Genomic DNA, 22,019 nt, shown 5'->3' with positions numbered 1-22,019 from the left:
CATCGCACCTGCTCCGCCCCGATCAGGCCACCTCCGCCGCGCATTGCAACGTCGGCTGACCCGGGCCGACGCTTGGCATTCGTCTGTCGATCCGGCGCGATTGTTACCGACCGGTCACAAGTGTGTTGCGATCGTAGTTACCAGTCGGTAACATGTCAAGCAATTCATCACGTAGTCGAGGGTCATCATGTCGGGCATCGAGATCGACAAACCGCCGGCGCGGCGTACGCGCCGGCCGATCGACGGCGCCACCGCACAGGAGCACCTGCTGCGTGCCGCCGAGGAGCTGTTTTACAGGGAAGGCGTGCGAACGGTGGGCGTCGAGGCGGTCGTGGAGCGCGCGGGCGTCAACAAGATGAGCCTGTACCGCCAGTTCTCGTCGAAGGACGAGCTGATCCTCGCGTATCTCGAACGGATGGACGCATGCTTCTTCGAGCGGCTCGACACGAGCGCCGCGAAGCACCCGGGGCAGCCGAAGGCGCAGTTGATCCAGTATTTCGTCGATCTTGCCGAGCGCGCGACGCAGAAGGACTATCGCGGCTGCCCGTTCGTCAACGTGGCCGCCGAATTCCCGGATGCGTCGCACCCGGCGCGCGAGCGCGTCGCGCAAAACAAGGAACAGTTGATGAAACGGCTCGTCTCGCTATGCGAAGGCGCCGGCGCGCGGCAGCCGAAGGCGCTGGCCGACGCGCTTGCGCTGGTGGTCGAAGGCATCTATGCGGCGAGCCAGACGTACCGGCACGGCGAAACGCCGATCGGCACCGCGCCCGCGCTCGTCACGCAGTTGATCGAAGCCGCCTGCGCTTGACGCGGCGCATGCGCCGGCGCGCGGCGCGCCCGCTACAATGCGGCCCTCGCCGTTCTTCCGCCCGACTGGTTTCACGATGACCGACACCCGCCCCGAATCGCACGACGACATCCTCGCCGCCACCCGGCACTGGCTCGCGCGCGCGGTGATCGGGCTCAATCTGTGCCCGTTCGCGAAAAGCGTCTACGTGAAGGAACAGGTGCGCTACGCGATCAGCGACGCGACGACGCTGGAAGATGCGCTCGCCGAACTCGAGACCGAGCTGCGCGCGCTCGATGCGGCGGACCCGCGGCAGGTCGATACGACGCTGCTGATCTTCCCGCATGCGTTTGCCGATTTCGTCGATTACAACGACGCACTGTTCTTTGCCGAACGGCTGGTGCAGCAGTTGCGGCTCGACGGCGTGCTGCAGATCGCGAGCTTCCACCCGCAATACCGATTCGAAGGCACCGCGCCCGACGACATCGAGAACTACACGAACCGCGCGCCGTACCCGATCCTGCATCTGCTGCGCGAGGACAGCATCGCACGCGCGGTCGACGCGTTTCCCGACGCGTCCGCGATCTACGAAAAGAATCAGGAAACGCTGCGCCGCCTCGGCCATGACGGCTGGCGCGAATGGATGCGCAGGCCGGGCGACGACGTCTGACGCGCCGCGCGGGCCGTGCGTCAGCCTTCGGCCGGCTCGGCGGCCTCGCCGCCTGCTCGCGCGGCTTGCGCCACGAAGAAGCGCTCGTTCAGTTCGGCAAGGCCGAACATCCCGAGGATCTCGTTCAACCGCTCGCCGGGCCGCCGGCGCGGCAGGTTCTTGTACTGCGCGATGATCAGCTCGTTCTTCATCGAATGCTCCCAGCCGACCAGTTCGGTCACGCTGACCTGGTAGCCGTGCGCCTCGAGCTGCAGGCAGCGCAGCACGTTGGTGATCTGGCTGCCGAATTCGCGCGTATGCAGCGGATGCCGCCACACCTCGGTCAGCGCGTTCGCGAGCGACTTGCCCTTGTTCTTGCGCAGCACGCCCGCGACTTCCGCCTGGCAGCACGGCACCAGCACGATGTGCTGCGCGCGCTTCGCGAGCGCGAAGCGGATCGCGTCGTCGGTCGCCGTGTCGCATGCATGCAGCGCGGTGACGACGTCGACGGTTTCGGGCAGCCGCGGCGACGTGATCGAGTCGGCGACCGACAGGTTCAGGAACGACATGCCGCCGAACCCGAGCCGCGCGGCCAGCTCGGTCGAGCGCGTGACGAGCTCCTCGCGCGTCTCGATCCCGTACACGTGCGACGCGAACGCCGGCGTACCGTGCCCCGGCTGCTGCTTGAAGAACAGGTCGTACAGGATGAAGCCGAGATACGACTTGCCGGCACCGTGATCGACGAGCGTCACGTTGCCTTGGTCGGCCTGCACGCCGGCGAGCAGCGGCTCGATGAACTGGAACAGGTGGTAGACCTGCTTCAGCTTGCGGCGGCTGTCCTGGTTCAGCTTCCCGTCGCGGGTGAGGATGTGCAGTTCCTTCAGCAGCTCGACGGACTGCTCCGGACGGATTTCGTGGGTCTTGTTCGACATCGTGATGCGGCGCCGGGCCACGGTCGGTCGACCACGGCCCGGCGGCGGGAATTCGTGAGGAATGGCGACAGTTTACCGAAAATGCGCGGTCAGGCTCGTGCGCCGAGCCGCCACAGCGACGTGACTTCGGCGCGGCGTGCCGCGTGCAGCGGATCGTCGGCGTCCGTCGACTTTGGGTGGGCGGGGCGGATGTCGTCGCGGCCGAGCACGACGAGGCCGGCTTCGTCGATCCATTGCAGCAGCGTTTCGCGCGGCCGCAGGCCGAGATGCTCGGCGAAATCGGACAGGATCAGCCAGCCCTCGCCGCCCGGCTCGAGATGCGCGGCGAGCCCCGCGAGGAAGCCGCGCAACATGCGGCTGTCGGGGTCGTAGACCGCGTATTCGATCGGCGCGCTCGGCCGGGCCGGCACCCACGGCGGGTTGCAGACGACGAGCGGCGCGCGGCCGGGCGGAAACAGGTCGGCTTCCACGACGTCGACCTGGCTCGCATGGCCGAGCCGCGCGACGTTCTCGCGTGCGCACGCCAGCGCACGCGGATCCTGGTCGGTCGCGACGACGCGCTCGACGCCGCGCGACGCAAGCACGGCCGCCAGCACGCCGGTGCCGGTGCCGATGTCGAACGCGAGCGATGTCGCCGGCAGCGGCGCGCGCGCGACGAGGTCGACGTATTCGCCGCGCACCGGCGAGAACACGCCATAGTGCGGGTGGATCGGCGCGCCGCCGAGCGCCGGAATCGGTACGCCCTTCTTGCGCCACTCATGCGCGCCGACGAGACCGAGCAGTTCGCGCAGCGACACGACCGACGGCGCGCCGCCGGGGCCATACGCCTCCTCGCAGGCGGCACGCACGTCGGGCGCACGGCGCAGCGGGATCGTGTAGTCGGCGTCGAGCGGGATCAGCAGCATCCCGAGCGTGCGCGCACGCTGCGACTGCGCGAGACGATGCAGGTTGAATGCGTCGACGCCGGCCGCGGCTTTCGCCTTCTTCGGCTTGCGCTCGACACGGCGCGCCATCGCCTGCACGAGCTGGCGCGCGTTCTGGAAATCACCCTGCCAGACGAGCGCGGTGCCCTCGCAAGCAAGGCGGTAAGCCGCGTCGGCGGCAAGACGATCGTCGGCGGGCACCGCACGCTTGGGCGGCGGCACGCCGGCTTCGGAGCGCCAGCGCACGGCATGATCGGCGCCGTCGGCGTCGGTCCAGTGGAAAACGGGGAAATCGGTCACGCGAACTCGGTTACGGTTGGCATCGATGGCGGCGGGAATTCACCGCGCGGACCACACCATACCGCGCTTTGCCCGGACCGGCAAAACGGGCGCCGCGACACCCGCCCGAAAGCATGCGTCGCGGCGCGATCGACCGTCAGGCGAGATCGATGGCTTCCGCGCCGGGCGCATCGCGCTTGACGGCCGCGATGCCGTTCTCGCGGCCCTGCACGCTCTTGTACGTTTCGCTCGTGCCGATGACCTGATGGTTGGCCGCCTTCAGGTTGAACATCGGCTCGCCGTTGTGGGCGAGCTTGCGCTCATAGCGCTCGTCCAGCGGCGCATTTTCCCGCACGGATGCGATCCCGTTTTTCGCGCTGCCTTTCTCTTCGTACCGCTCGCTCGCGAGAATGATCTCGCCGTTCGCCGACTTCAGGTGGAAGTAGTACTGACCGTTCGTGGCTTTCTTGATCTCGAATTTTGCCGCCATGAGTTTGCTCCTGAAATGAATGTCCGGCCCTCGGACATCGGCAAGTGTAGGGGCAACGCCCGCAAAAATCGACCTCACGCGACGATAAGCATTGAAGACCGTCAAATCGTCAATTTTCGTTGACATTTGAGCGACGTTACCGGAAACCGCATGGCCTACCCGCCCCACCCCGGCATGACCGGCATGCGCAGCGTGCCCGCGTCGTTGAAGCGCACGGTGCCGATCACGCCGCCGGCGAGCCGGCCGCGCAGCGCATACGGCAGTTCGCCGTTCGCGGCCGCGCCGGGCAGGTTCCACGCCTGCCGCGCGGCGGCGAAGGCGGACACGGACACCGGCACGTCGAGCACCGCTTCGCCGAAACGCGGCACGGTGCCCGCGCGATCGCTGACGCCGCTCGCGAACGGCGTGCCGTTCAGGTCGAGCGACACCGAGATGCCGTCGTACTCGATCGGCGCATCGTTCGGGTTCTGCACGCGCAGCTTCAGGTTGAAGCGCATCTCGAGCCCCTGCCCGACGAGCGGGTCGAGCCCCGCGACCGACACGCGCATGGGGTCGCGCGTCAGCCCCGCGCAACCGCCGAGCAGCAGCAGCACGGCGGCGAACAGCATCGGCACGGCGCGCAGCGGCGCGAAACGGAACAGGGTACGTGGCATGGAAGGGCCTCCTCGCGGCGATCGGTGAGCGGGTCGTCGATGCATTGTACCGAGCGTGCCGCTCCACGCCGGATTTCGTAGTTTTCTCGGCAGCCCAAGATCGTTAATAGATTAAAACTACGAAATCATCAGCTAAACGGAAAGCGAATTAATGACTTCCAGCATTCAATGAAGCGCGGAGAATTCAATAGATGCTCTTTCTAAATTTTTCGTTTCCTTTACCCAAAACCATCAAGTATATTTACGCATCCTTGGAGCAAGCCGACAAACCTTGAAGCCGCATGACGGCGCATTTACGGAATGGCAACCCGCCTTCCTTCCGTCCTGCGGCCTGGCCCGGCCAGCCCCGTAGGTCGTCGGTTCAAAGGGATTGCGCGCCCCGCCGGGCGCGCGGCCCCGTGTCGTGCGCGCGAAATCAATTCAGTACAACACGCGTCCGGCCATTTTGAACTGGCAAGTTAACCAATATCCGGAAATCCAGAGGGGGCAGTAAACCATGATTACCTTCACGTAGTCGGCTACCGTCTTTTCGAATAATCCGTCATTGCCATTTTTTTCGCCGCTGATTAACGGCGAGGGGATGGCTTTTGCCGGCGTTTTCGCAGCACTGAACGATTCCTTCAACAATCGAGGTTTCAGTCATGTCGATCCATATTCGCAAGATGCGTTATCTGCCGCTCGTCGCCGCACTGGCACTCGCCGGGTGCGGCGGCGACGACGGCGGTGCGGGCTCCGCTTCCGCGCTCAGCTCCGCCGGCGCGCCGCATTCAGGCTCGTCGCCCGCCGTCACCGCGCCGCCGAGCGCATCGAACGTCGACAAGAGCGTATCGCCTGTCGAATTGCCGGACACCGTGGTGCCCGTGAACTACCGGCTGTGGTTCCGCCCGAACGACGCGCTGAACGCGTTCGACGGCCGCGCCGACGTCGAAATCAAGGTGCTGAAGCCGGTCAACAACATCGTGATCGCCGGCCACCGGATCAAGTTCACGAACGGCCGCATCACGCTGCAGCCGGGCAATATCCAGCTGATTGCGACGCCGCAGGACAAGGGTGACTTCTATCAGTTGCGGCCCGTGAGCGGCACGATCTCGCCGGGCACCTATTCGCTGCACATGGAGTGGTCGGGCATCATCAACTTCAAGTCGTACGACGATCCGGGCACGAAGACGGGCGGCAGCTGCGGCGACGATCCGTATCCGGGCTGCTCGGCCGCGGAAGGCGTGTTCCGGGTCGACCTGAAAGGCACCGACGGCAAGACGAGCGGCGCGATCCTGACGCAGGGCGAAACCAACCTGGCGCGCCAGTGGTTCCCGGGCTGGGACGAGCCGGCCTTCCGCCCGACCTATGAAGTGACGGCCGAAGTGCCGTCGAGCTGGCGCGTCGTGTCGAACGCGGCCGAAAAGCCGTCGACCAACGTCGGCGGCGGCTACAAGCTCGTGCAGTTCGAGAAGACCCCGCCGATGCCGTCGTACCTGCTGTTCTTCGGCGGCGGCATGTTCGACACCTACGAGGACGATTTCACGAGCCCGCTGCCGGGCGGCAAGGGCGGCCTGCACCTGCGCGTGTTCACGCCGCCGGGCATGAGCGAGTGGGCGAAGCCGGCGATGGACCGCACCAAGCAGGCGCTCGACTTCTACTACCGCTACACGGGCATCGCGCTGCCGCTCACGAAGTTCGACACGGTGGCCGCGAACGACGCGTTCAAGGACCAGAAGGACCTGAACTTCGGCGGGATGGAGAACTGGGGGTCGATCCTCGAGTTCGCCGACGACATCCTGCCGCAGCCGGGCCAGCCGATGTCGCACTACGGCAACGAGGTGCTGACGCACGAAGTCGCGCACCAGTGGTTCGGCGATCTCGTCACGACCGACTGGTGGGACAACGTGTGGCTCAACGAATCGTTCGCGACGTTCTTCGAGACGAAGACCACGATCCAGTTCTTCCCCGACGAGTTCAGCTGGCTCGACCAGGTGAAGAACAAGTACCGCGTGATCAATCGTGACATCGGCCCGAACGCGTTCCCGGTCGCGCCGAACTTCAACGGCTGGGCGTCGAACGACTTCGTGCTGAGCGCCAGCGCGTTCACGTACGACAAGGGCGGTCACGTGCTGAAGACGCTCGAGAACTATCTCGGCGAGCAGACGCTGCGCAAGGGTCTGCAGCAGTACCTGGTCGACTACTCGTTCGGCAACGGTACGCCGAAGCGCCTGTGGGATGCGCTGTCGAAGGAAAGCGGCCAGGCGGTCGGCCCGATCGGCGACAGCTACGTGCGTCAGACCGGCGTGCCGCTGATCTCGCTCGACACGCAGTGCGACCTGACGAAGAACCAGACCATCGTCACGCTGAAACAGCAGCCGTTCCCGAACAAGAACGCGTATCCGGGCCTGCAGTGGACGGTGCCGATCACGCTCGCGTACGGCCAGGGTCTCGCGAAACGCACGACGCTCGCGCTGAAGGACACGCAGACGCAGACGCGGATCGACGGCTGCACGGGCGTGGTCGCCGACCCGAGCGGTCTCGACTACTACGTCGTGAACTACAGCGACGCGGCCTGGAGCGGGCTGCTCACGCAGGTCAACGGCTCGACCGATCCGGTACTGCTGGCGAACCTGAAGAGCGAAGCCGCGCTGCTCGTCGCGAACAATCTCGCGCCGGCTTCGCGCTCGACGTCGATCGGCTCGGTCGCTTCGCCGGCCGCGATGAAGCTGCGCCAGACGCCGACCTTCGGCGGCGTGGAGCTGACGACGAAGGAACGCCCGGCACTGCAATACCAGGGCATCTTCAAGCCGCGCAAGGTAGTGACGCAGTAACGGTGCGCAGCCGTCCGGCGCCGCGCAGCCTGCGGCGCCGGACGGCGTACCGGCTTCTCCGACCTTTGACGGGCCTCGCATGCGAGGCCCTTTTTTCGTCCGCCCGACGCACGCGCGACCGCGCCGCGGCGCCGATGCGTCGCTAGCGGTCGTCGCGACGCCGGAATGCCCACCAGGCGGCGAGCGCGGTGAAGCCCGCGACGAGCAGCACCATCAGCCAGAAGCCGTGCTTGTTTTCCGAGAACGGCACGCCGCCGACGTTCATCCCGAAGAAGCCGGCAACGATGTTGATCGGCAATGCGATCACGGTCACGAGCGTCAGCGTGAACAGCGTCCGGTTGTTCTGCTCGTCGAGACGCGAGCCGATCTCTTCCTGCAGCAGCTTGATCCGCTCGTTGAGCCCCGCCAGGTCGGCGAGCACGAGCGAGAACTCTTCGGTCGATTCGCGCAGCTCCTGCACGTCTTCCAGGTGCAGCCACGCGGGCGGCTTCGCGAGCAGCCGGAAGATCGACCCGGGTTCCGGCGCGAGCATGCGCTGCAGGCGCGTCAGCGTGCGGCGCATCGCGCCGAGCTCGATACGGCTCGACGTGAGCCGCTGCGACAGGAAGCGATCCTCGATGCGGTCGACGTCGACGCTCGTGCGCCGCATGATCTGGATCAGCAGGTCGGCCTGGTCGCGCAGCAGGTGCACGAGCAGTTCCGCGGGCGACCTGAACCGCTCGCCGTCGCGCACGCACGCGCGCAGCGTGTCGACCGAGCGCAGCGGCTTGAGCCGCGCCGTCACCATGATGCGCTGCTCGACGTGGACGAACAGCGTCGCGATCTCCGACGGCGTCAGCTCGAGGTTGAACATCACGTCGTTGACGATCGCGCGCAGCGCGCCGTCTTCCTGCTCGATGCGCGTCGAACGCGACCCCTCGTGGAGAAATTCGAAGAAACTGTCGGGCAGCCCGAGATGCGTGCGCATCCAGCGCTCGCTCGCGCCATGCGCGAGATTGAAATGCAGCCAGACGAAATCGCCCGACGCGCCTGTGCCGTGTTCGCGGCACGTGCGCAGCCACGCGGCGGCCGCGTCGGCGTCGAGCGTCGCGCCGGCGCCGCCGGGCACGAAGCGGAAGCCGCACACCATGCCGGACGTATCGGCGCCGTAAGTCTGTACGATCAGGTCCATCGTGTCGAAGGTCGTGCGGCGCGCGACGCGCCGCACATCGCGGGTCGCGGGCCCGCGCCGGGAAAGGAATGGAGACGTATGCCCGACGGGCGTGACGCGCTCGTGACAGCATCAGGCCGCATCATACCGGCAGCTTGCTCGCCCCCAAAAGCAACGCGCCGCCCAACGGGCGGCGCGGACCAAGCGCGGCGGCAGGCGCAACGCGCGCTACTGCCGCGTCTCCGACTGTGCGGCGCTCGGGCACGCGGGGTCCTTGCCCCAGTGGCCGTCACACACACGCCAGCGGCACAGCTGATCTTCGAAGAAGCCGCGCTCCGAACATTCCTTCACGCGCGACGCGAGCGAGCCGGACGTCGCGGCCGTCTTGGTCGGCACGGCCTGGCCCTTCTGCGCGGCGAGCTTCTTGTCGGCCGGCTTCGTGCGCGCGACGAGCGCCGCGAGCAGGTCGGCATCCGGATCGTCCTTCCCGGCCGCCTTCGCGGTACGGGTCGCGGCCGCGTCGCGGCGCTTCTTCGCCTGCGCGAGCTCCGCCTCCTGTTCCTTGCGATGCTTGCGGGCCTCGGCCTTGGTGTCGGCCTTGCCGTGCGCCGCGACCTTCGTGCTCTTCGTGGCGTCGGCCTTCGCGGTCTTCGTCGTCGCGGCTGCTGCGGCCGTGGCGGCTGCAGCCGCGCCGGCCGTGGCTGCGCCCGATGCGTCGTCGGCGCCATTGGCCAGTGCGCGCGACAGGCGGCTGCCGTCGGCGGCGGACGCGGACGATGCGGAGGCAACGGCCTGGGATGCCGAATCGTCGTTGACGATCGTGGCCGGTTGCACGGCGGACGCGGCGGATGCGCCATTCTGCGCGACTTGCGCGACGGCGTTGCTGGCCGGTACGGCCTTGGCCGGCGCGGCGGCCGCGGGCTCGGCGGCGGCCGTCACGGCGGCGACCGGTTCGCCCGAGTGCTGCTGCATGCGCCACGCACCCCAGCCGCCGACGGCAACCACCAGTGCGACGACGGCGGCGATCGGCGCCTTCAGCGAACGGCGCGGGGGTTCGGCGGGCGGCGTGACACGTCCTTCCAGATTCGCGAGAATGCGCGACTGCTGAGGTCCTCCCTCGCCTGCCGGTTTAGTATCGGACAGCAGGCTGGGCGGAGTTTTCGAATTTGAATTTTCCGGCGCACTCATTCAGCGTCTCATTGAATCCTGGTTTAATTCACCGCGATAATATAGCCCGGCCTCTCGAAGCAGCCTGATTCTAAGAGCAAGCATTGCAAAACACAATCAATTCCAATTTCCGGGGATTTCCTTGATTGCCGTCGCACTCGTCGCCTATTTCGCCCTTGCCGTTGCGGTTGCGGCACTGTTGCTTTTACCGGGTATCCGCGCGACCGTTTTCGAATCCGTCGCCCAGTTTCACGGCCGTCTTACGCGCCGTGCGAACGATCGCGCCGCGCGCACGCGGAGTCAGATTGTTAAATCGGCAAGCGTTACGCGCAGCGCATTAAACGATGTGCAAAATTTACTGGTTCGACGGCGCTTGATGATTATGGTATCGGCAGGTATTCTTGCGACGCCGCCATTGGTCGCCATTGCTTTACGCGGCCGGCAATTGTTCCAGTATGACGACACGGCGCGCGTGCCCGACGAGAAGATCGCCGCGCTGCTGCAGGGCGAGCAGCTCGTACCGCCGCCGCCGCTGCCGCCGGAAGTCTTCGCCACCAAGGAAGTCGAGCAGATACGCCCGGCACTCAAGGATGCGAGCCGCGACTGGAACCTGCTGGACCCGGATTTCCGTACGCGTCTGCTGCTGGTCTACAAGATCATGCACGAACAGCACGGTTATGAGATGGCGCTGCTGGAAGGGTACCGAAGCCCGGAACGGCAGAACCGGCTGGCACAGATGGGCAGCAACGTGACCAACGCGGCGGCCTTCCAGAGTTATCACCAATTCGGGCTGGCGGCCGACAACGCATTCCTGCGCGACGGCAAGCTGGTCATTTCCGAGAAAGATCCCTGGGCGATGCGCGGCTACGAGTTGTACGGCCAGGTCGCCGAGCAAGTCGGCCTGACCTGGGGCGGCCGATGGAAAATGATGGATCTCGGGCACGTGGAATACCATAAACCCGGTTTTAAACTGGGACGCGGCAGCTAGCCAGGGCTGCCGGACAGGAAATAATGAGGGCGGCATGGGGCTTTTAAATATCCCGGCAGGAAACGATACGGGCGACGCAAAAAATCGGGCATTCCGGTGCGCGATTTTTTCCGGCCGCCGCTTCCGTTTTAAATCTCACAGCGTCCTTTCATTAATGCGCGCGCCTTCTCCGATGCCGCGGGCGCATTGATGCCAGCCCCCTTCATCCCGTTTGACAGCATGGCGACACATCGCGGCGCCACCCTTGCCGCTCGGCGCGCCTGCGTCGCCTCACCGAATCGCACCGGAACCTGAACGTCCTATGCAACGCATCCTCAACGTGCTGACTCATCCGCGTACGCTCTCGATTGTCGGGATCGTCGCGCTAGCGGCGATTCTCTTCATCGTCGCCGACATGCTGCAGCTGCCGCTCCTGTGGGCGGCGATCGCGTTCGCGGCGATCCTCGCGCTGTGGCTCGTCGTCGCGCTGTGGCGCCGCTGGCGCGTGAAGCGCGCGAACCAGCAGCTCGGCCAGGTGCTCGAGGAGCAGGCGGAAACCGGCAAGATCGCCGCGCCCGCCGCCGCCGCGCTCGCCCCCGATTCGAAGACCGCCGACCTCGACGTGCTGCGCACGCGCCTGTCGGATGCGGTGAAGACGATCAAGACATCGAAGATCGGCCAGGTGTCGGGCGGCTCCGCGCTGTACGAACTGCCGTGGTACATCGTGATCGGCAACCCGGCCGCGGGCAAGAGCAGCGCCGTGCTCAACTCCGGCCTGCAATTCCCGTTCGCGGACAAGAACAGCGCCGTGATCCACGGCATCGGCGGCACGCGCAACTGCGACTGGTTCTTCACGACCGAAGGGATCCTGCTCGACACGGCCGGCCGCTATTCGGTGCACGAGGAAGACCGCAGCGAATGGCTCGGCTTCCTCGGCCTGCTCAAGCGCTATCGCCCGAAGGCGCCGATCAACGGCATCATCGTCACCGCGAGCATCGCCGAACTCACCGGCAACCGCCCCGAATTCGCGATCAACCTCGCGAAAAACCTCCGCCAGCGCGTTCAGGAGCTGACGGAAAAGCTGGAAGTGTTCGCGCCGGTCTACGTGATGTTCACGAAGGCCGACCTGATCACCGGCTTCACCGAATTCTTCAGCAGCAGCGACAAGCACGAGTACGACCGCGTGTGGGGCGCCACCCTGCCCTACGAGCCCGACGACAAGCGCGACGTGGTCGCGCAGTTCGATACGCACTTCGAGGAACTCTACGAAGGGCTGAAGGAGATCAGCGTCGCGCAGCTGTCGCTGTCGCGCGGCAACCAGCTGTCGCCGGGCCAGCTGAGCTTCCCGCTCGAATTCTCGACGATCAAGCCGTCGCTGCGCGCGTTCCTCGCGACGCTGTTCGAGAACAACCCGTTCCAGTACAAGCCGATCTTCCGCGGCTTCTACTTCACCAGCGCCCTGCAGGAAGGCGAAACCAACAGCGCGGCCGCGCAGCGCATCGCGCACCGCTTCGGCCTCGACGGAAACGCGCTGCCGAAGCCGCACAGCGCCTTCTCGAAGAACGGCTTCTTCCTGCGCGACCTGTTCTCGAAGGTGATCTTCGCCGACCGCCAGACGGTGCGCCAGTTCGCAAGCCCGACCAAGACGCGGCTACGCTACGCCACCTTCTTCGGCTTCGTCGCGGCGCTCGCGCTCGCGCTCGGCGGCTGGACCTGGTCCACGATCGGCAACCAGCAACTCGTGTCGAACGTGCAGGCCGACCTCGACAACGTCACGCGCCTGCAACAGGGCCGCAACGACCTGCAGTCGCGCCTGCAGGCGATGGACATCCTCGAAGACCGGATCGAGCAGCTCGAGCAGTTCCGCCGCGACAAGCCGCTGTCGGTGTCGCTCGGCCTGTACCAGGGCGACCGTCTCGAGCAGCACCTGCTGACCGAGTACTACAACGGCGTGCGCCAGATCCTGCTGGCTCCGGTGTCGCAGAACCTCGCGTCGTTCATGAAGGACGTGAACGCGCACCCCGAACAGCTCGTGCCGATGACGCGCCCGCCCGAATCGGGCGCCGTGCAGGGCGGCACGCTGCCGGTCTCGACCAACGCGGCAGGCGCCGCGCCGCAGGCCGGTGCCGCACTGGCCGCGTCCGGCCCCGCGCCGGCCGCCGCGCAACAGCCCGCCGCACCGCAGGGCGGCCTCTACAGCGACGCGTCGCCGACCAACGTGCAGGACGCGTACAACGCGCTGAAGACGTACCTGATGCTGTCCGACAAGCGCCACGTCGAGCAGGCGCACCTGACCGACCAGCTCGCCCGCTTCTGGCGCGGCTGGCTCGAGACGAATCGCGGCAACATGCCGCGCGACGAGATGATCAAGAGCGCCGAGCGCATGATCTCGTTCTACCTGTCCCGCGTGAACGACGACGACTGGCCGATGATCGACGCGAACCTCGCGCTCGTCGACCAAACCCGCGAGAACCTGCGCCGCGTCGTGCGCGGCATGCCGGCCCGCCAGCGCGTCTACGAGGAAATCAAGGCGCGCGCGTCGACCCGCTTCGCGCCGATGACCATCGCGCGCATCGTCGGCGACGGCAACCAGTCGCTCGTGGCGGGCAGCTACGCGATTCCGGGCACGTTCACGCGCGAAGCGTGGTTCGACTACGTGCAGCCGGCGATCCGCGACGCGGCGACCAAGGAGCTGCAGGCGAAGGACTGGGTGCTGAACACGTCGACGCAGGACGACCTGACGCTCGAGGGCAGCCCCGAGCAGATCCAGAAGACGCTCGTCGGCATGTACAAGACCGAGTACGCGCAGCACTGGCAGAAGTTCATGCAGGGCATCGCGGTGCAGGGCTTCAGCAGCTTCGGCCAGGCCGTCGACGGGATGAACCGCCTCGGCGACCCGCAGGATTCGCCGATCCGCAAGATCCTCGAGACCGCGTACGACCAGACGTCGTGGGACAACCCGTCGCTCGCGAACGTGGCCATCAAGAAGGCGCAGACGGGCGTGGTGAACTGGGTCAAGCAGCTGTTCACGCGCTCGCAGGCCGGCCAGGTGGCGGCGGCCAACATCGACATCAACGGCAATCCGGCCGAGGTGCCGATGGGTCCGATCGGCCAGGAGTTCATCGGGCTCGCGCGGATCGTCGCGACGCATGACGGCACGTCGATGCTCAAGGGCTACATGGATTCGCTGTCGAAGGTCCGTACCCGCTTCAACGTGATCAAGAACCAGGGCGACCCGGGCCCGGGCGCGCGCCAGCTGATGCAGCAGACGCTCGACGGCAACGGTTCGGAGCTCGCCGATTCGCTGAAGCTCGTCGACGAGCAGATGCTGACGGGCCTCACCGATTCGCAACGCAAGTCGCTGCGCCCGCTGCTCGTGCGGCCGCTGATGCAGGCGTTCGCGGTCGTGATCCAGCCGGCCAGCGCCGAAGTCAACAAGGTGTGGAACGCGCAGGTCTACCAGCCGTTCCAGAACTCGCTCGCGACGAAGTACCCGTTCGCGGCGAACGCCAAGGTCGAGGCCGGCGCCGGCGAGATCGCGCAGGTGTTCGGTCCGGACGGCTCGATCGCGAAGTTCGTCGGCACGACGCTCGGGCCGCTCGCGGTACGCCGCGGCGACACGCTCGCCGCCCGCACGTGGGGCGACATGGGCATCGGGCTCACGCCGGACTTCACGAACGGCTTCGCACGCTGGGTCGCACCGCTTGCGGGCGGCGCCGCCGGCAGCGCGGCCGCGTCGACCGAGCCGCAGACCGTGTTCCAGATCCTGCCGCAGCCGAGCACGGGCACGACGGAATACACGATCGCGATCGACGGCCAGCAACTGCGCTACCGCAACACGCCGCCGCAGTGGACCAACTTCGTCTGGCCGAACCCGCAGGGCTCGCCGGGCGCGACGCTGTCCGCGACGACCTTCGACGGCCGCACGGTGCAGCTCGTCAACGAGCCGGGCCGCTACGGTCTCGAGAAGCTGATCAACTCGGCGCAGCGCAAGCGCCGCCCGGACGGCACCTTCGACCTGACGTGGGCGCAGGGCAGCGTGAACGTGTCGGTAACGATGCGCATCATCAGCACGTCTCAACCGTCCGGCGGCGGCGGTGACCAGCCGCAGCAGCAGAGCCTGCGCGGCCTGCAGCTGCCGTCGTCGGTCGCCGACGCGAGCGCGGGCGCGGCGCTGAACGCAACCCAGTCCGCCGGCACGGGCACGCCGGCCGCCGCGCCGGCCGTCGCGGCCGCCAACGCAACGCATGCACAGGGGGCGCAATGACGCAAACCGTTCAGGCGCAAATCGCCTACTTCGGCAAGATTCCGTCGCGCGGCGACTTCGTCAAGAGCGCACACAATCCGCAGCTGCTGCAGACGCTCGATCGCTGGATCGCGCAGGCGCTCGAGCTGCTTGCGGAAGATCCACGCTGGAAGATCGTCTACGAGGATGCGAAGCCGATGCATTTCGCATTCATCGGCTCGCGCAGCAAGCTCGCGATCGCGGGCCACATGGTGGCGAGCCATGACGTGTCGATGCGCCGCTTCCCGTTCCTCGGCGCGACCGCGCTCGAGGTCGACCGGCCGCTCGCGTTCCTCGCGCGCAGCCCGCTCGCGTTCGCGCGGCTGTGGTCGCGCGTGGCGGCGCAGATGCCGGCGCTGCTCGCGAAGGAGGAGCCGCCCGGCGCGCTGCAGGCGCTCGGCGACACGCAGGTGCCGATCGATGTCGGCGGCCCCGGTACGTCGCACGACGGTACCTTCAACGATTTCGTCGAACATCAGTCGCTGTACGGCCTGCAGCAGATGCTGCTCGAAAGCGGCCATCCGGTGCGGCTGCGCGGCGCGATGCTCGCGCTCGGCTCGCTGCTGCGGCCCGTGATGCAGAGCGGCTCGTCGCACATCGAGCGCGGGCTCACGCTACCGCTGCCCGTGGATCCGTTCTACCGCAGCCTCGTCGCCGCGTTCTGGCTCGAACTCATCACGCCGTTCGTCGCGCAGGCCGACTTCGAGCTCGCGATCTTCATCGGCACGATCGCCGAACGCGAACGGCTGATCATCGGCTTCAACGGCGCGTCTTCCAAGACGCTGCTGAGCGTGGTCGACCCGCAGACCTACGCCGCCCACAACATCGACATCGACGATCCCGAGTGGATCGACGCCCATGCGCAAAACGATCAGCAGATCAGCAAGCTCGTCAGCTACCTCGACCAACCGCAACTCTCGCTGCGCGTCGCCATCGACGCGTTCCGCGAAGCGTTCATCGGAGGCTGACGGGATGCATCGCACGATTCACGCCCGGCGCGCCCGTCTTTCGGCCGCCCTCTCGCCCGCCCTCGCCGCCCTCTTCGCCGCCGGCCTCGTCGCGAGCGGCGCGGCCTTCGCGCAGAACACCGGCGCCACCGTCACGCCGGTCGGCAACGGCACGGTCGCGACGACCGCGCTGCAGTCGTCGAACCCGAGCGCCGGCACCGCGTCCGGCACGGTGGTGCGCGGCACGGCCGGCACGATCACGCCGCCGCCCGCTAACGCGGCGCCCGGCCAGGTCGTCGTCGGCGGCAAGGTGCCCGACGAGGCGACCAAGGCCGCCGTGCTGCAGAAGCTGCGCGATACCTACGGCACGACGAACGTCGTCGACCAGATCGAGGTCGGCGACGTCGCGACGCCGCCGAACTGGAGCGCCAACGTGCAGAAGCTGCTCGGCGCGCAACTCAAGCAGATCAGCAAGGGGCAGTTGAAGATCAACGGCACGCAGATCGAGATGAAGGGCGAGGTGCACAACGAGGCGCAGCGCCAGCAGCTCGCCAGCGACATGGCGAACACGCTGAACCCGACGTACACGATCAAGAACGGGTTGCGCGTGTCGGCGTCCGAGCAGGGCGTGCTCGACCAGACGCTCGCCAATCGCACGATCGAGTTCGAGACCGGCAGCGCGACGCTGACGCCGCAGGGCCGGCTGATCCTCGACCAGATGGCGGCCGCGCTCGCGAAGATGCAGAACCGCACGGTCGACATCATCGGCCACACCGACAACTCGGGGAACCGGACGTCGAACATCGCGCTGAGCCAGGCGCGCGCGGATGCGGTGAAGGGTTACCTGATCACGAAGAACATTCCGCCGCAGCAGATGACGACGACGGGCGTCGGGCCGGATCAGCCGATCGCGCCGAACGATACGGCCGACGGGCGGGCGAGGAATCGGCGGATCGAGTTCCGGGTGGGGCAGTAAGTTTGCGGGAGGCGGCTCACGATGAGCCGCCCCGGTGTGGCGGGGTGTCGGCGATAGATAATTGCGCGCCGCTGAGTGACGTCAATGCGTGGGCGGCGTCCGCTGGTGGCTTTTCGCCCATTGCTGGCTCTGCCTGCTCGCCTGCTCGACCCGTTCGGCGGTGAGATCGTCGCTCTTGCGCTGCTTATCTTCCTTCACGTAGTCGGTCTTTCCAAACACGTCCTTGTCCCGTGTCCTGAAGTACAGTGAAGGCGCGAGCACGTGATCTTGCCAACTCGTCAGCAACGTATCGTGGACGAGCATGTCGAACATCGCCATCACCTCCGCCGGAAGCGGGTTCTTCCCCGAATACCCCTGCTCCCAGGCCTTGACCAGCGCAACCTCGTCCTCGTTCAGTTCGACGTGGCGCGCAAACGCAGGCGCGAGGAACAGCGGCGTATAGGTCAGCTTGTTGTTGAACGACTGCATGAAGCGGCGCTGCTGTTGGGCCTCGTATTCCGGCCGCATCTTCTCCCACTTTCCGGTCATCTCCTTCGCCTCCTTGTCGAGGCGCTGCCAGACCGTCGTATAGTTGCTCGGCGGGACGTCACTCCACAGGTCGTTGTAACGCTTGTCCGCCGCCTGCTTCGCGAGCTTCAGCTTTTGAATTTCGGGCGAATCCATCCGTTGGCGGCCCATCATCGCCCAGTCGAGCTTTGCCTTGGCATCGCGCCGGTCGTAGTCGGCTTTTTCGACATCCTTGCGCCACTCGGTCGCCGGATCCGTCACTGAATGACGGAATTCCGGATCCTGATATCGCACGGCGATCCAGCGCAGGAATACCTCCGCATGCGGCAGAAAGTTCACGCCCTGCGTATCAGGGACGACCTTGCGGTACGAAGAACACGCCGATACGGATCGTTGCCCCGCACGGCAGACAATCTCCCTTCGGATAGTTGGCCGTCGCCATCCTGTCGACGGCCATTCGAACGCTCTGCGGCGTAGCATCGTCAGGATCGAGTCGAATAGCGTTTCGATCGTTAGCTCCTGCCATGGCTGTTCTCCTCACGTGGCGGCGGCAACAGCCCCGCCGGAATCGACGGCACCGCGACCGCCTGGAATCGGTTTCGCCCAAGCTCCTTCACAACCGAAGGCGACAGCGCGGCTACCGCCTTCGCGAATGCGCCCGGCTTGCCCTTGCTTGACTGAATGAGTTTCTGCGCCTCCTGGTGCGCGTCGAACCGAGGATTCACCAGAAGCACGTAATACGCGTATTGCTCGAGGTCGCTGCGATCGGTGAAGCGGTACTTGATCCAGGCTTCCGCAACGGTTCTCGCAATCCGGCGGTGCAACTGGGCGTCGTTGTCCTTGTACTTTTCGTCGAGCCGTTTGCCGTACCGTTTCGTCAGGTCACGCGACACGTCGACGATCGGCAATCGCGTACTGCCCAGCATCTCGCCGGGAAATGCCAGTTCGACATGACGATCGGGATAGAAGTGAACTTCGAGAATGCGTGAGCCGATCGAGTCCGGCTCCCTCGTCGGCGGCAATGAAACGTCCGTCTCCGCCTGTTGTTTCTTCACCTGCTCGCCCGGCCGCCAGTCGTCCGCATCGTAATACGTCCATTGAACCTTGAAATCGGTGCCCTTCAGCAAATAGCAGCAGGCGATGCTGCCCTCCCCTGCCCCAGGTTCGAGATCACCGCCGCCGCGTGCCTTGTTGCCGAACTGGTCGGTGATCGTGAACCGAACGAGGTTGTACGGCAGGTAGTTCAGCGCCTCGGTCGAAATGCTGGTGTAGGTCGGATCCGACTTGCTGCACGCCGCCATGGACACGAACAGCAAGCCTGCCGCAGCGACTCGCAGCGCAGCGGAGAACCGTCCGCGAACGGCGTGTGTACCGCGAAGGCCTGGAACAATCGCGGGGAATTCCGGTGCAGTGTATTGCATGACCAAACGCAGGGACGACACGGATCTCGCTATTGAAGGCGTGCCGATTCAGATTAAGTTTGTCGGATTGCTCTATGCAGTTTCATCCATCATGTCGGAGGAAGCCGGCGAGCTGATAGGAATGGTGCCTTATCTGGGTATGCTCAAAACCAGCTTCAAGGATCGCCCTCTCGCCATCCCGGCCAGTGTACACCGCTGCGTTCATTTCGCCGCAGCGCAAGATCTCATCCCGGGATCGGGCAGCGGGTTGCGGGGGGCTTGGGGGCGGCCACCACCTTGTGAGGGCGACCTCGGCACGCCGCTCACCATGCGCTACGGCGCGTTCCCACGCAAACGGACAACGCCCGGCGACTGCTCGAAATCCTGGATCGACATTTCGAGCTGCGACGGCGGTCCATCCGCCACACCCAGTGAATATGCGGCGGGCACGGAATCGCATCGGCGATTCGTGATTCGGATATGACGACTGGTTGCGGATCACACTTGGTCGCATCCGCCCATGTTATGCAGCTGATCGCCGTAGCGCGGAGCCCGAGAATCGGGCATTCACTGATCGGACGCCTGTTTCAAGTAATCCAGAAGAGTCATCGTTCGTTGCTCCGTCAGCGGCGATCGTCAACGGCGGCGAATCGACCAGAAACAGTGGCGTTCCGAGCACATACGCGCACACGATGAGGACCGCACCGGCGACCAGATTCTCTCCGAGAATTGCGTGGTATCACGCGGATATGAAATTTCGCTTCAAACCGCCGCGAGCATCAGGCCATTCATGAACTCAGAATAACTTTCTTCCCGGTTTTTCGTTCAAGCCTCAATGGCAAATAAACTCGAAAAAAAATCGATCGCACGTAGGCATTTCCAATGATCCAGATCGACATCGGGAACCCAACGAGCGACAAAACAACACCCAGCACATGAGGACCAATGTTCTCACCAAAAACATGGTTAGCACTCAACCCAAATGCCGCAGCAAAAGGCATCGAATAACCAACCACTGAAAGCAAGGATCCTTTCAACGGATTCCGCGAAGTCAATTGGTCAATATAGCCACCCAGCGAATTACGGAAGACCAATTTCCCACCACTTTCATAATAAATTGTATTCACAACCGATTCGCTTTTAGCGGCGCGACGAAAATCCAACAAAACCTTGAACGAGTGCCACCCAATAATAGCAAAGCATACAGCGATCACGGAAACCTTCAAAATTCCAGGCATCGGAACATATGATATATAGAATAACCAAAACAATGCGATCATCAACCACGGCCCCAGGTAAAACAGCGAAACAACACCCTCAACCCAGAGCCTTCGAGGCTGCCGATTCATAACATAATGAACAAACAAAACAATCGATATGCAAAACTGAACAACCACTATCGATTTCCACAACAAATCCGCCATCACACCCAACTTGGAAAATACGTAATATATGGCGGCCACAAGCAAACCAATAGCCAACTCTATCGCAGCCAGCTTTCCATGAAAATCTATCGGCGAACCGTCATCGACTGGGTGGCCATCAACATTTGCTTCCATCATCGTCAGATAAAAATCCTCAAAAATTACCGGAAGTGAATCCTCAGGGAAGCATCATCCACTGCGACCCTGAATAATAGTCACCATAATCCTTCGGCAGCTTTTCTTCGAGTGCCTTACCGGCCCTCCGCACCATGCCATCGATTTCATCCACGATAGCCTTCGGATTGTGAAATAGCAATTTCACGAATTTCTTCCCACTGGCATCGAACAAATAATCAACAAGCAAACCAACACCCAAAATCAGGACAAATCCACCTATCGCCAGAGCACCTACAGTCACTCCGGTCGCTGCAGCCATGGCAACTATGCCAGCGTTGGCCAAGCTTATTGCAGCACCAACCAATGCCGCCTTGAATGCATCCACCAACAATATTGCGATTAAATCCCTGAAATCCTGATTTGAATCCGAAAACCAGACGATCGTGTCTATACCCGCCCCAATAAAGAATGCGACCAGTGCATTCCCGGAAAAGGATCCCTTGGCTGCATTCCACGCCGCCGCTCCTGCGGATGACAATGATCCAGCCCCTCCGGCTATCGTTGCCAGCTTGGTACCGGGCTGCACTTCCCGCGCATAGCCAACCAATAAAAATCCCAGAGTTTTCCAATCTTCCGGGACGGTGGAGAATGCAAGTACCGTTTCACCGCCACGCTTGATTAAAAAAAATGATCTTTTAAAAAAATCCCTTGCCCAAGGCTCATTTCCATACCAAGCATCCCTGATATACGCACCGATATTTCCGACCTGCATCAGAAGCCAGTTCCTCGATATGACATCGTGAGGATTAGGCTTGAATTCGTAAGGTTTGTCACCCTCTTTGAAGAATCTCAGCACCCAATTTGGCTCCTCCACACCGGCATTCCGCTTTACGGAAAACATGTGAACGGAGTATTTTATTTCCCGCCCGTCCGCGGAAACATTTAATGCCTCCCCCGAGAAAACATTGGGCGCACCCGCCATCGATTTTTTAGATTGGAACGGGCTATTACTCATCAGGCCGGATAAATCACCTTTGGATTGCGCTTGGCGGGCCCGATCCAGAGCGGACATCAAGGACGGTGCCGCAGCAGCTTTTCCCAGGACTCCAGCATCCGAAATCCGGATCAGGTCCTTCGCCCACTCCTTATCGTTGTGGAGCACAATCAGAACCGGCGCTGGTTTATCCTTCGGATCATCCGTACAGCCCTTTGTGCAGTCCATTTTGGCAATCGGATAGTGCCCAAGCACCTTCTCGCCCTGCTTGAGAATCAGACTCCCCTCGAAAGTACGGCCGATCCAGATGTGGCACGGCTCCCCATCTTTGAACGTCGTCTTGCCGACATTCATCTTCCGCTTCGTGTCATAAAAGCGCCCGTTCGGTTGATCGGGGTGCGTCGTGGTGACGGTATAGGTCGCGCCGGCCTGAAGCTGGATATCGAATACCACATCCCGATGCTTGCGTAACAGCACCGTCAATTCCGTCTCGGCCGCGCACTTGACCGGCTCCCCCGGCAGATCAATACAGACGTTATGTTGAACAAGTGGCTTGCCCATT

Annotated in this window: 17 protein-coding genes and 1 pseudogene; 8 read left to right on the top strand and 10 right to left on the bottom strand. The window is 64.2% G+C overall.

The genetic code is table 11. From position 1 onward, the window contains the following. Positions 1 to 187 precede the first annotated feature (187 nt). Both WJ12_RS02125 and WJ12_RS02120 read left to right on the top strand, forming a co-directional pair. Positions 188 to 808, top strand: coding sequence for a TetR/AcrR family transcriptional regulator (locus WJ12_RS02125; protein ID WP_034187506.1), 621 nt, complete (start codon positions 188 to 190; stop codon positions 806 to 808). Between the two features lie 76 nt (positions 809 to 884). Next, positions 885 to 1,457, top strand: a complete 573-nt coding sequence (locus WJ12_RS02120) for a DUF1415 domain-containing protein (protein ID WP_034187507.1) — start codon at positions 885 to 887, stop codon at positions 1,455 to 1,457. 20 nt (positions 1,458 to 1,477) lie between these two features. On the opposite strand, the gene WJ12_RS02115 is transcribed toward WJ12_RS02120, so the two are convergent. The 4 genes from WJ12_RS02115 to WJ12_RS02100 form a co-directional block, all read right to left on the bottom strand. Next, positions 1,478 to 2,368: a class I SAM-dependent methyltransferase gene (locus tag WJ12_RS02115; RefSeq protein WP_034187534.1), complete on the bottom strand. Its 891-nt coding sequence runs from the start codon at positions 2,366 to 2,368 to the stop codon at positions 1,478 to 1,480. A gap of 89 nt (positions 2,369 to 2,457) precedes the next feature. After that, on the bottom strand, positions 2,458 to 3,591 hold the full coding sequence (locus WJ12_RS02110) for a methyltransferase (protein ID WP_034187508.1): 1,134 nt from the start codon (positions 3,589 to 3,591) through the stop codon (positions 2,458 to 2,460). A gap of 136 nt (positions 3,592 to 3,727) precedes the next feature. Next, positions 3,728 to 4,060, bottom strand: a complete 333-nt coding sequence (locus WJ12_RS02105) for a YegP family protein (protein WP_034187509.1) — start codon at positions 4,058 to 4,060, stop codon at positions 3,728 to 3,730. Positions 4,061 to 4,215: 155 nt separating this feature from the next. Then, complete coding sequence (locus WJ12_RS02100) at positions 4,216 to 4,713, bottom strand: LEA/WHy family protein (protein WP_059557523.1); 498 nt, start codon at positions 4,711 to 4,713, stop codon at positions 4,216 to 4,218. A 641-nt stretch (positions 4,714 to 5,354) separates the two neighbouring features. Between WJ12_RS02100 and WJ12_RS02095 the strand changes: the two genes are divergently transcribed. After that, positions 5,355 to 7,523 carry a M1 family metallopeptidase gene (locus tag WJ12_RS02095; protein ID WP_034187511.1) on the top strand — a complete coding sequence of 723 codons (2,169 nt, stop codon included), beginning with the start codon at positions 5,355 to 5,357 and terminating at the stop codon, positions 7,521 to 7,523. 142 nt (positions 7,524 to 7,665) lie between these two features. On the opposite strand, the gene WJ12_RS02090 is transcribed toward WJ12_RS02095, so the two are convergent. Further along, positions 7,666 to 8,694, bottom strand: a complete 1,029-nt coding sequence (locus WJ12_RS02090; RefSeq protein ID WP_059557543.1) for a transporter — start codon at positions 8,692 to 8,694, stop codon at positions 7,666 to 7,668. Between the two features lie 207 nt (positions 8,695 to 8,901). Further along, positions 8,902 to 9,861: a hypothetical protein gene (locus WJ12_RS02085; protein ID WP_059557524.1), complete on the bottom strand. Its 960-nt coding sequence runs from the start codon at positions 9,859 to 9,861 to the stop codon at positions 8,902 to 8,904. 121 nt (positions 9,862 to 9,982) lie between these two features. Between WJ12_RS02085 and WJ12_RS02080 the strand changes: the two genes are divergently transcribed. The 4 genes from WJ12_RS02080 (at position 9,983) to WJ12_RS02065 (ending at position 17,015) form a co-directional block, all read left to right on the top strand. Then, positions 9,983 to 10,828: a M15 family metallopeptidase gene (locus WJ12_RS02080; RefSeq protein ID WP_069245533.1), complete on the top strand. Its 846-nt coding sequence runs from the start codon at positions 9,983 to 9,985 to the stop codon at positions 10,826 to 10,828. Positions 10,829 to 11,129: 301 nt separating this feature from the next. Beyond that, positions 11,130 to 15,074 carry a type VI secretion system membrane subunit TssM gene (gene tssM, locus WJ12_RS02075; protein ID WP_059557526.1) on the top strand — a complete coding sequence of 1,315 codons (3,945 nt, stop codon included), beginning with the start codon at positions 11,130 to 11,132 and terminating at the stop codon, positions 15,072 to 15,074. Beyond that, positions 15,071 to 16,060 carry a type VI secretion system-associated protein TagF gene (gene tagF / locus WJ12_RS02070; RefSeq protein WP_034187515.1) on the top strand — a complete coding sequence of 330 codons (990 nt, stop codon included), beginning with the start codon at positions 15,071 to 15,073 and terminating at the stop codon, positions 16,058 to 16,060. The genes tssM and tagF overlap by 4 nt, the downstream gene beginning before the upstream one ends. 4 nt (positions 16,061 to 16,064) lie before the next feature. Then, positions 16,065 to 17,015, top strand: coding sequence for an OmpA family protein (locus tag WJ12_RS02065; RefSeq protein ID WP_059557528.1), 951 nt, complete (start codon positions 16,065 to 16,067; stop codon positions 17,013 to 17,015). 81 nt (positions 17,016 to 17,096) lie between these two features. Here the strand turns inward: WJ12_RS02065 and WJ12_RS02060 are convergent, their stop codons facing one another. After that, on the bottom strand, positions 17,097 to 17,861 hold the full coding sequence (locus tag WJ12_RS02060) for a hypothetical protein (RefSeq protein ID WP_226104018.1): 765 nt from the start codon (positions 17,859 to 17,861) through the stop codon (positions 17,097 to 17,099). 173 nt (positions 17,862 to 18,034) lie between these two features. Further along, the gene (locus WJ12_RS02055; protein ID WP_059557529.1) at positions 18,035 to 18,943 is read right to left on the bottom strand and encodes a DUF3304 domain-containing protein; all 909 of its coding nucleotides are present in this window, start codon (positions 18,941 to 18,943) and stop codon (positions 18,035 to 18,037) included. A 4-nt stretch (positions 18,944 to 18,947) separates the two neighbouring features. On the opposite strand from WJ12_RS02055, the pseudogene WJ12_RS37080 reads away from it, so the two are divergent. Then, positions 18,948 to 19,169 (top strand): annotated as a pseudogene (locus tag WJ12_RS37080) (hypothetical protein); the annotation flags it as partial. Between the two features lie 541 nt (positions 19,170 to 19,710). Here WJ12_RS37080 and WJ12_RS35730 read toward each other — a convergent pair. Together WJ12_RS35730 and WJ12_RS02050 are read right to left on the bottom strand one after the other, a co-directional pair. Then, entirely contained in the window at positions 19,711 to 20,484 is a 774-nt protein-coding gene (locus WJ12_RS35730) for a hypothetical protein (RefSeq protein ID WP_154233737.1), read from the bottom strand. A 40-nt stretch (positions 20,485 to 20,524) separates the two neighbouring features. Then, on the bottom strand, positions 20,525 to 22,018 hold the full coding sequence (locus WJ12_RS02050; RefSeq protein WP_059557533.1) for a hypothetical protein: 1,494 nt from the start codon (positions 22,016 to 22,018) through the stop codon (positions 20,525 to 20,527). Position 22,019: the final 1 nt, after the last annotated feature.

The sequence above is a fragment of the Burkholderia seminalis genome (assembly GCF_001718535.1).
In the GTDB taxonomy this organism is placed as follows: Bacteria; Pseudomonadota; Gammaproteobacteria; order Burkholderiales; family Burkholderiaceae; genus Burkholderia; species Burkholderia seminalis.
This window is presented reverse-complemented; position numbering and strand designations above follow the sequence as displayed.

Excerpts from the sequence above, each read along its gene's own strand:
- WJ12_RS02050 (WP_059557533.1), bottom strand. The coding sequence starts at position 22,018 with ATGGGCAAGCCACTTGTTCAACATAACGTCTGTATTGATCTGCCGGGG.
- WJ12_RS02065 (WP_059557528.1), top strand. The coding sequence starts at position 16,065 with ATGCATCGCACGATTCACGCCCGGCGCGCCCGTCTTTCGGCCGCCCTC.
- WJ12_RS02120 (WP_034187507.1), top strand. The coding sequence starts at position 885 with ATGACCGACACCCGCCCCGAATCGCACGACGACATCCTCGCCGCCACC.
- WJ12_RS02095 (WP_034187511.1), top strand. The coding sequence starts at position 5,355 with ATGTCGATCCATATTCGCAAGATGCGTTATCTGCCGCTCGTCGCCGCA.
- WJ12_RS02105 (WP_034187509.1), bottom strand. The coding sequence starts at position 4,060 with ATGGCGGCAAAATTCGAGATCAAGAAAGCCACGAACGGTCAGTACTAC.
- WJ12_RS02100 (WP_059557523.1), bottom strand. The coding sequence starts at position 4,713 with ATGCCACGTACCCTGTTCCGTTTCGCGCCGCTGCGCGCCGTGCCGATG.
- WJ12_RS35730 (WP_154233737.1), bottom strand. The coding sequence starts at position 20,484 with ATGATGGAAGCAAATGTTGATGGCCACCCAGTCGATGACGGTTCGCCG.
- WJ12_RS02125 (WP_034187506.1), top strand. The coding sequence starts at position 188 with ATGTCGGGCATCGAGATCGACAAACCGCCGGCGCGGCGTACGCGCCGG.
- tagF (WP_034187515.1), top strand. The coding sequence starts at position 15,071 with ATGACGCAAACCGTTCAGGCGCAAATCGCCTACTTCGGCAAGATTCCG.
- WJ12_RS02085 (WP_059557524.1), bottom strand. The coding sequence starts at position 9,861 with ATGAGTGCGCCGGAAAATTCAAATTCGAAAACTCCGCCCAGCCTGCTG.
- WJ12_RS02115 (WP_034187534.1), bottom strand. The coding sequence starts at position 2,368 with ATGTCGAACAAGACCCACGAAATCCGTCCGGAGCAGTCCGTCGAGCTG.
- tssM (WP_059557526.1), top strand. The coding sequence starts at position 11,130 with ATGCAACGCATCCTCAACGTGCTGACTCATCCGCGTACGCTCTCGATT.
- WJ12_RS02055 (WP_059557529.1), bottom strand. The coding sequence starts at position 18,943 with ATGCAATACACTGCACCGGAATTCCCCGCGATTGTTCCAGGCCTTCGC.
- WJ12_RS02090 (WP_059557543.1), bottom strand. The coding sequence starts at position 8,694 with ATGGACCTGATCGTACAGACTTACGGCGCCGATACGTCCGGCATGGTG.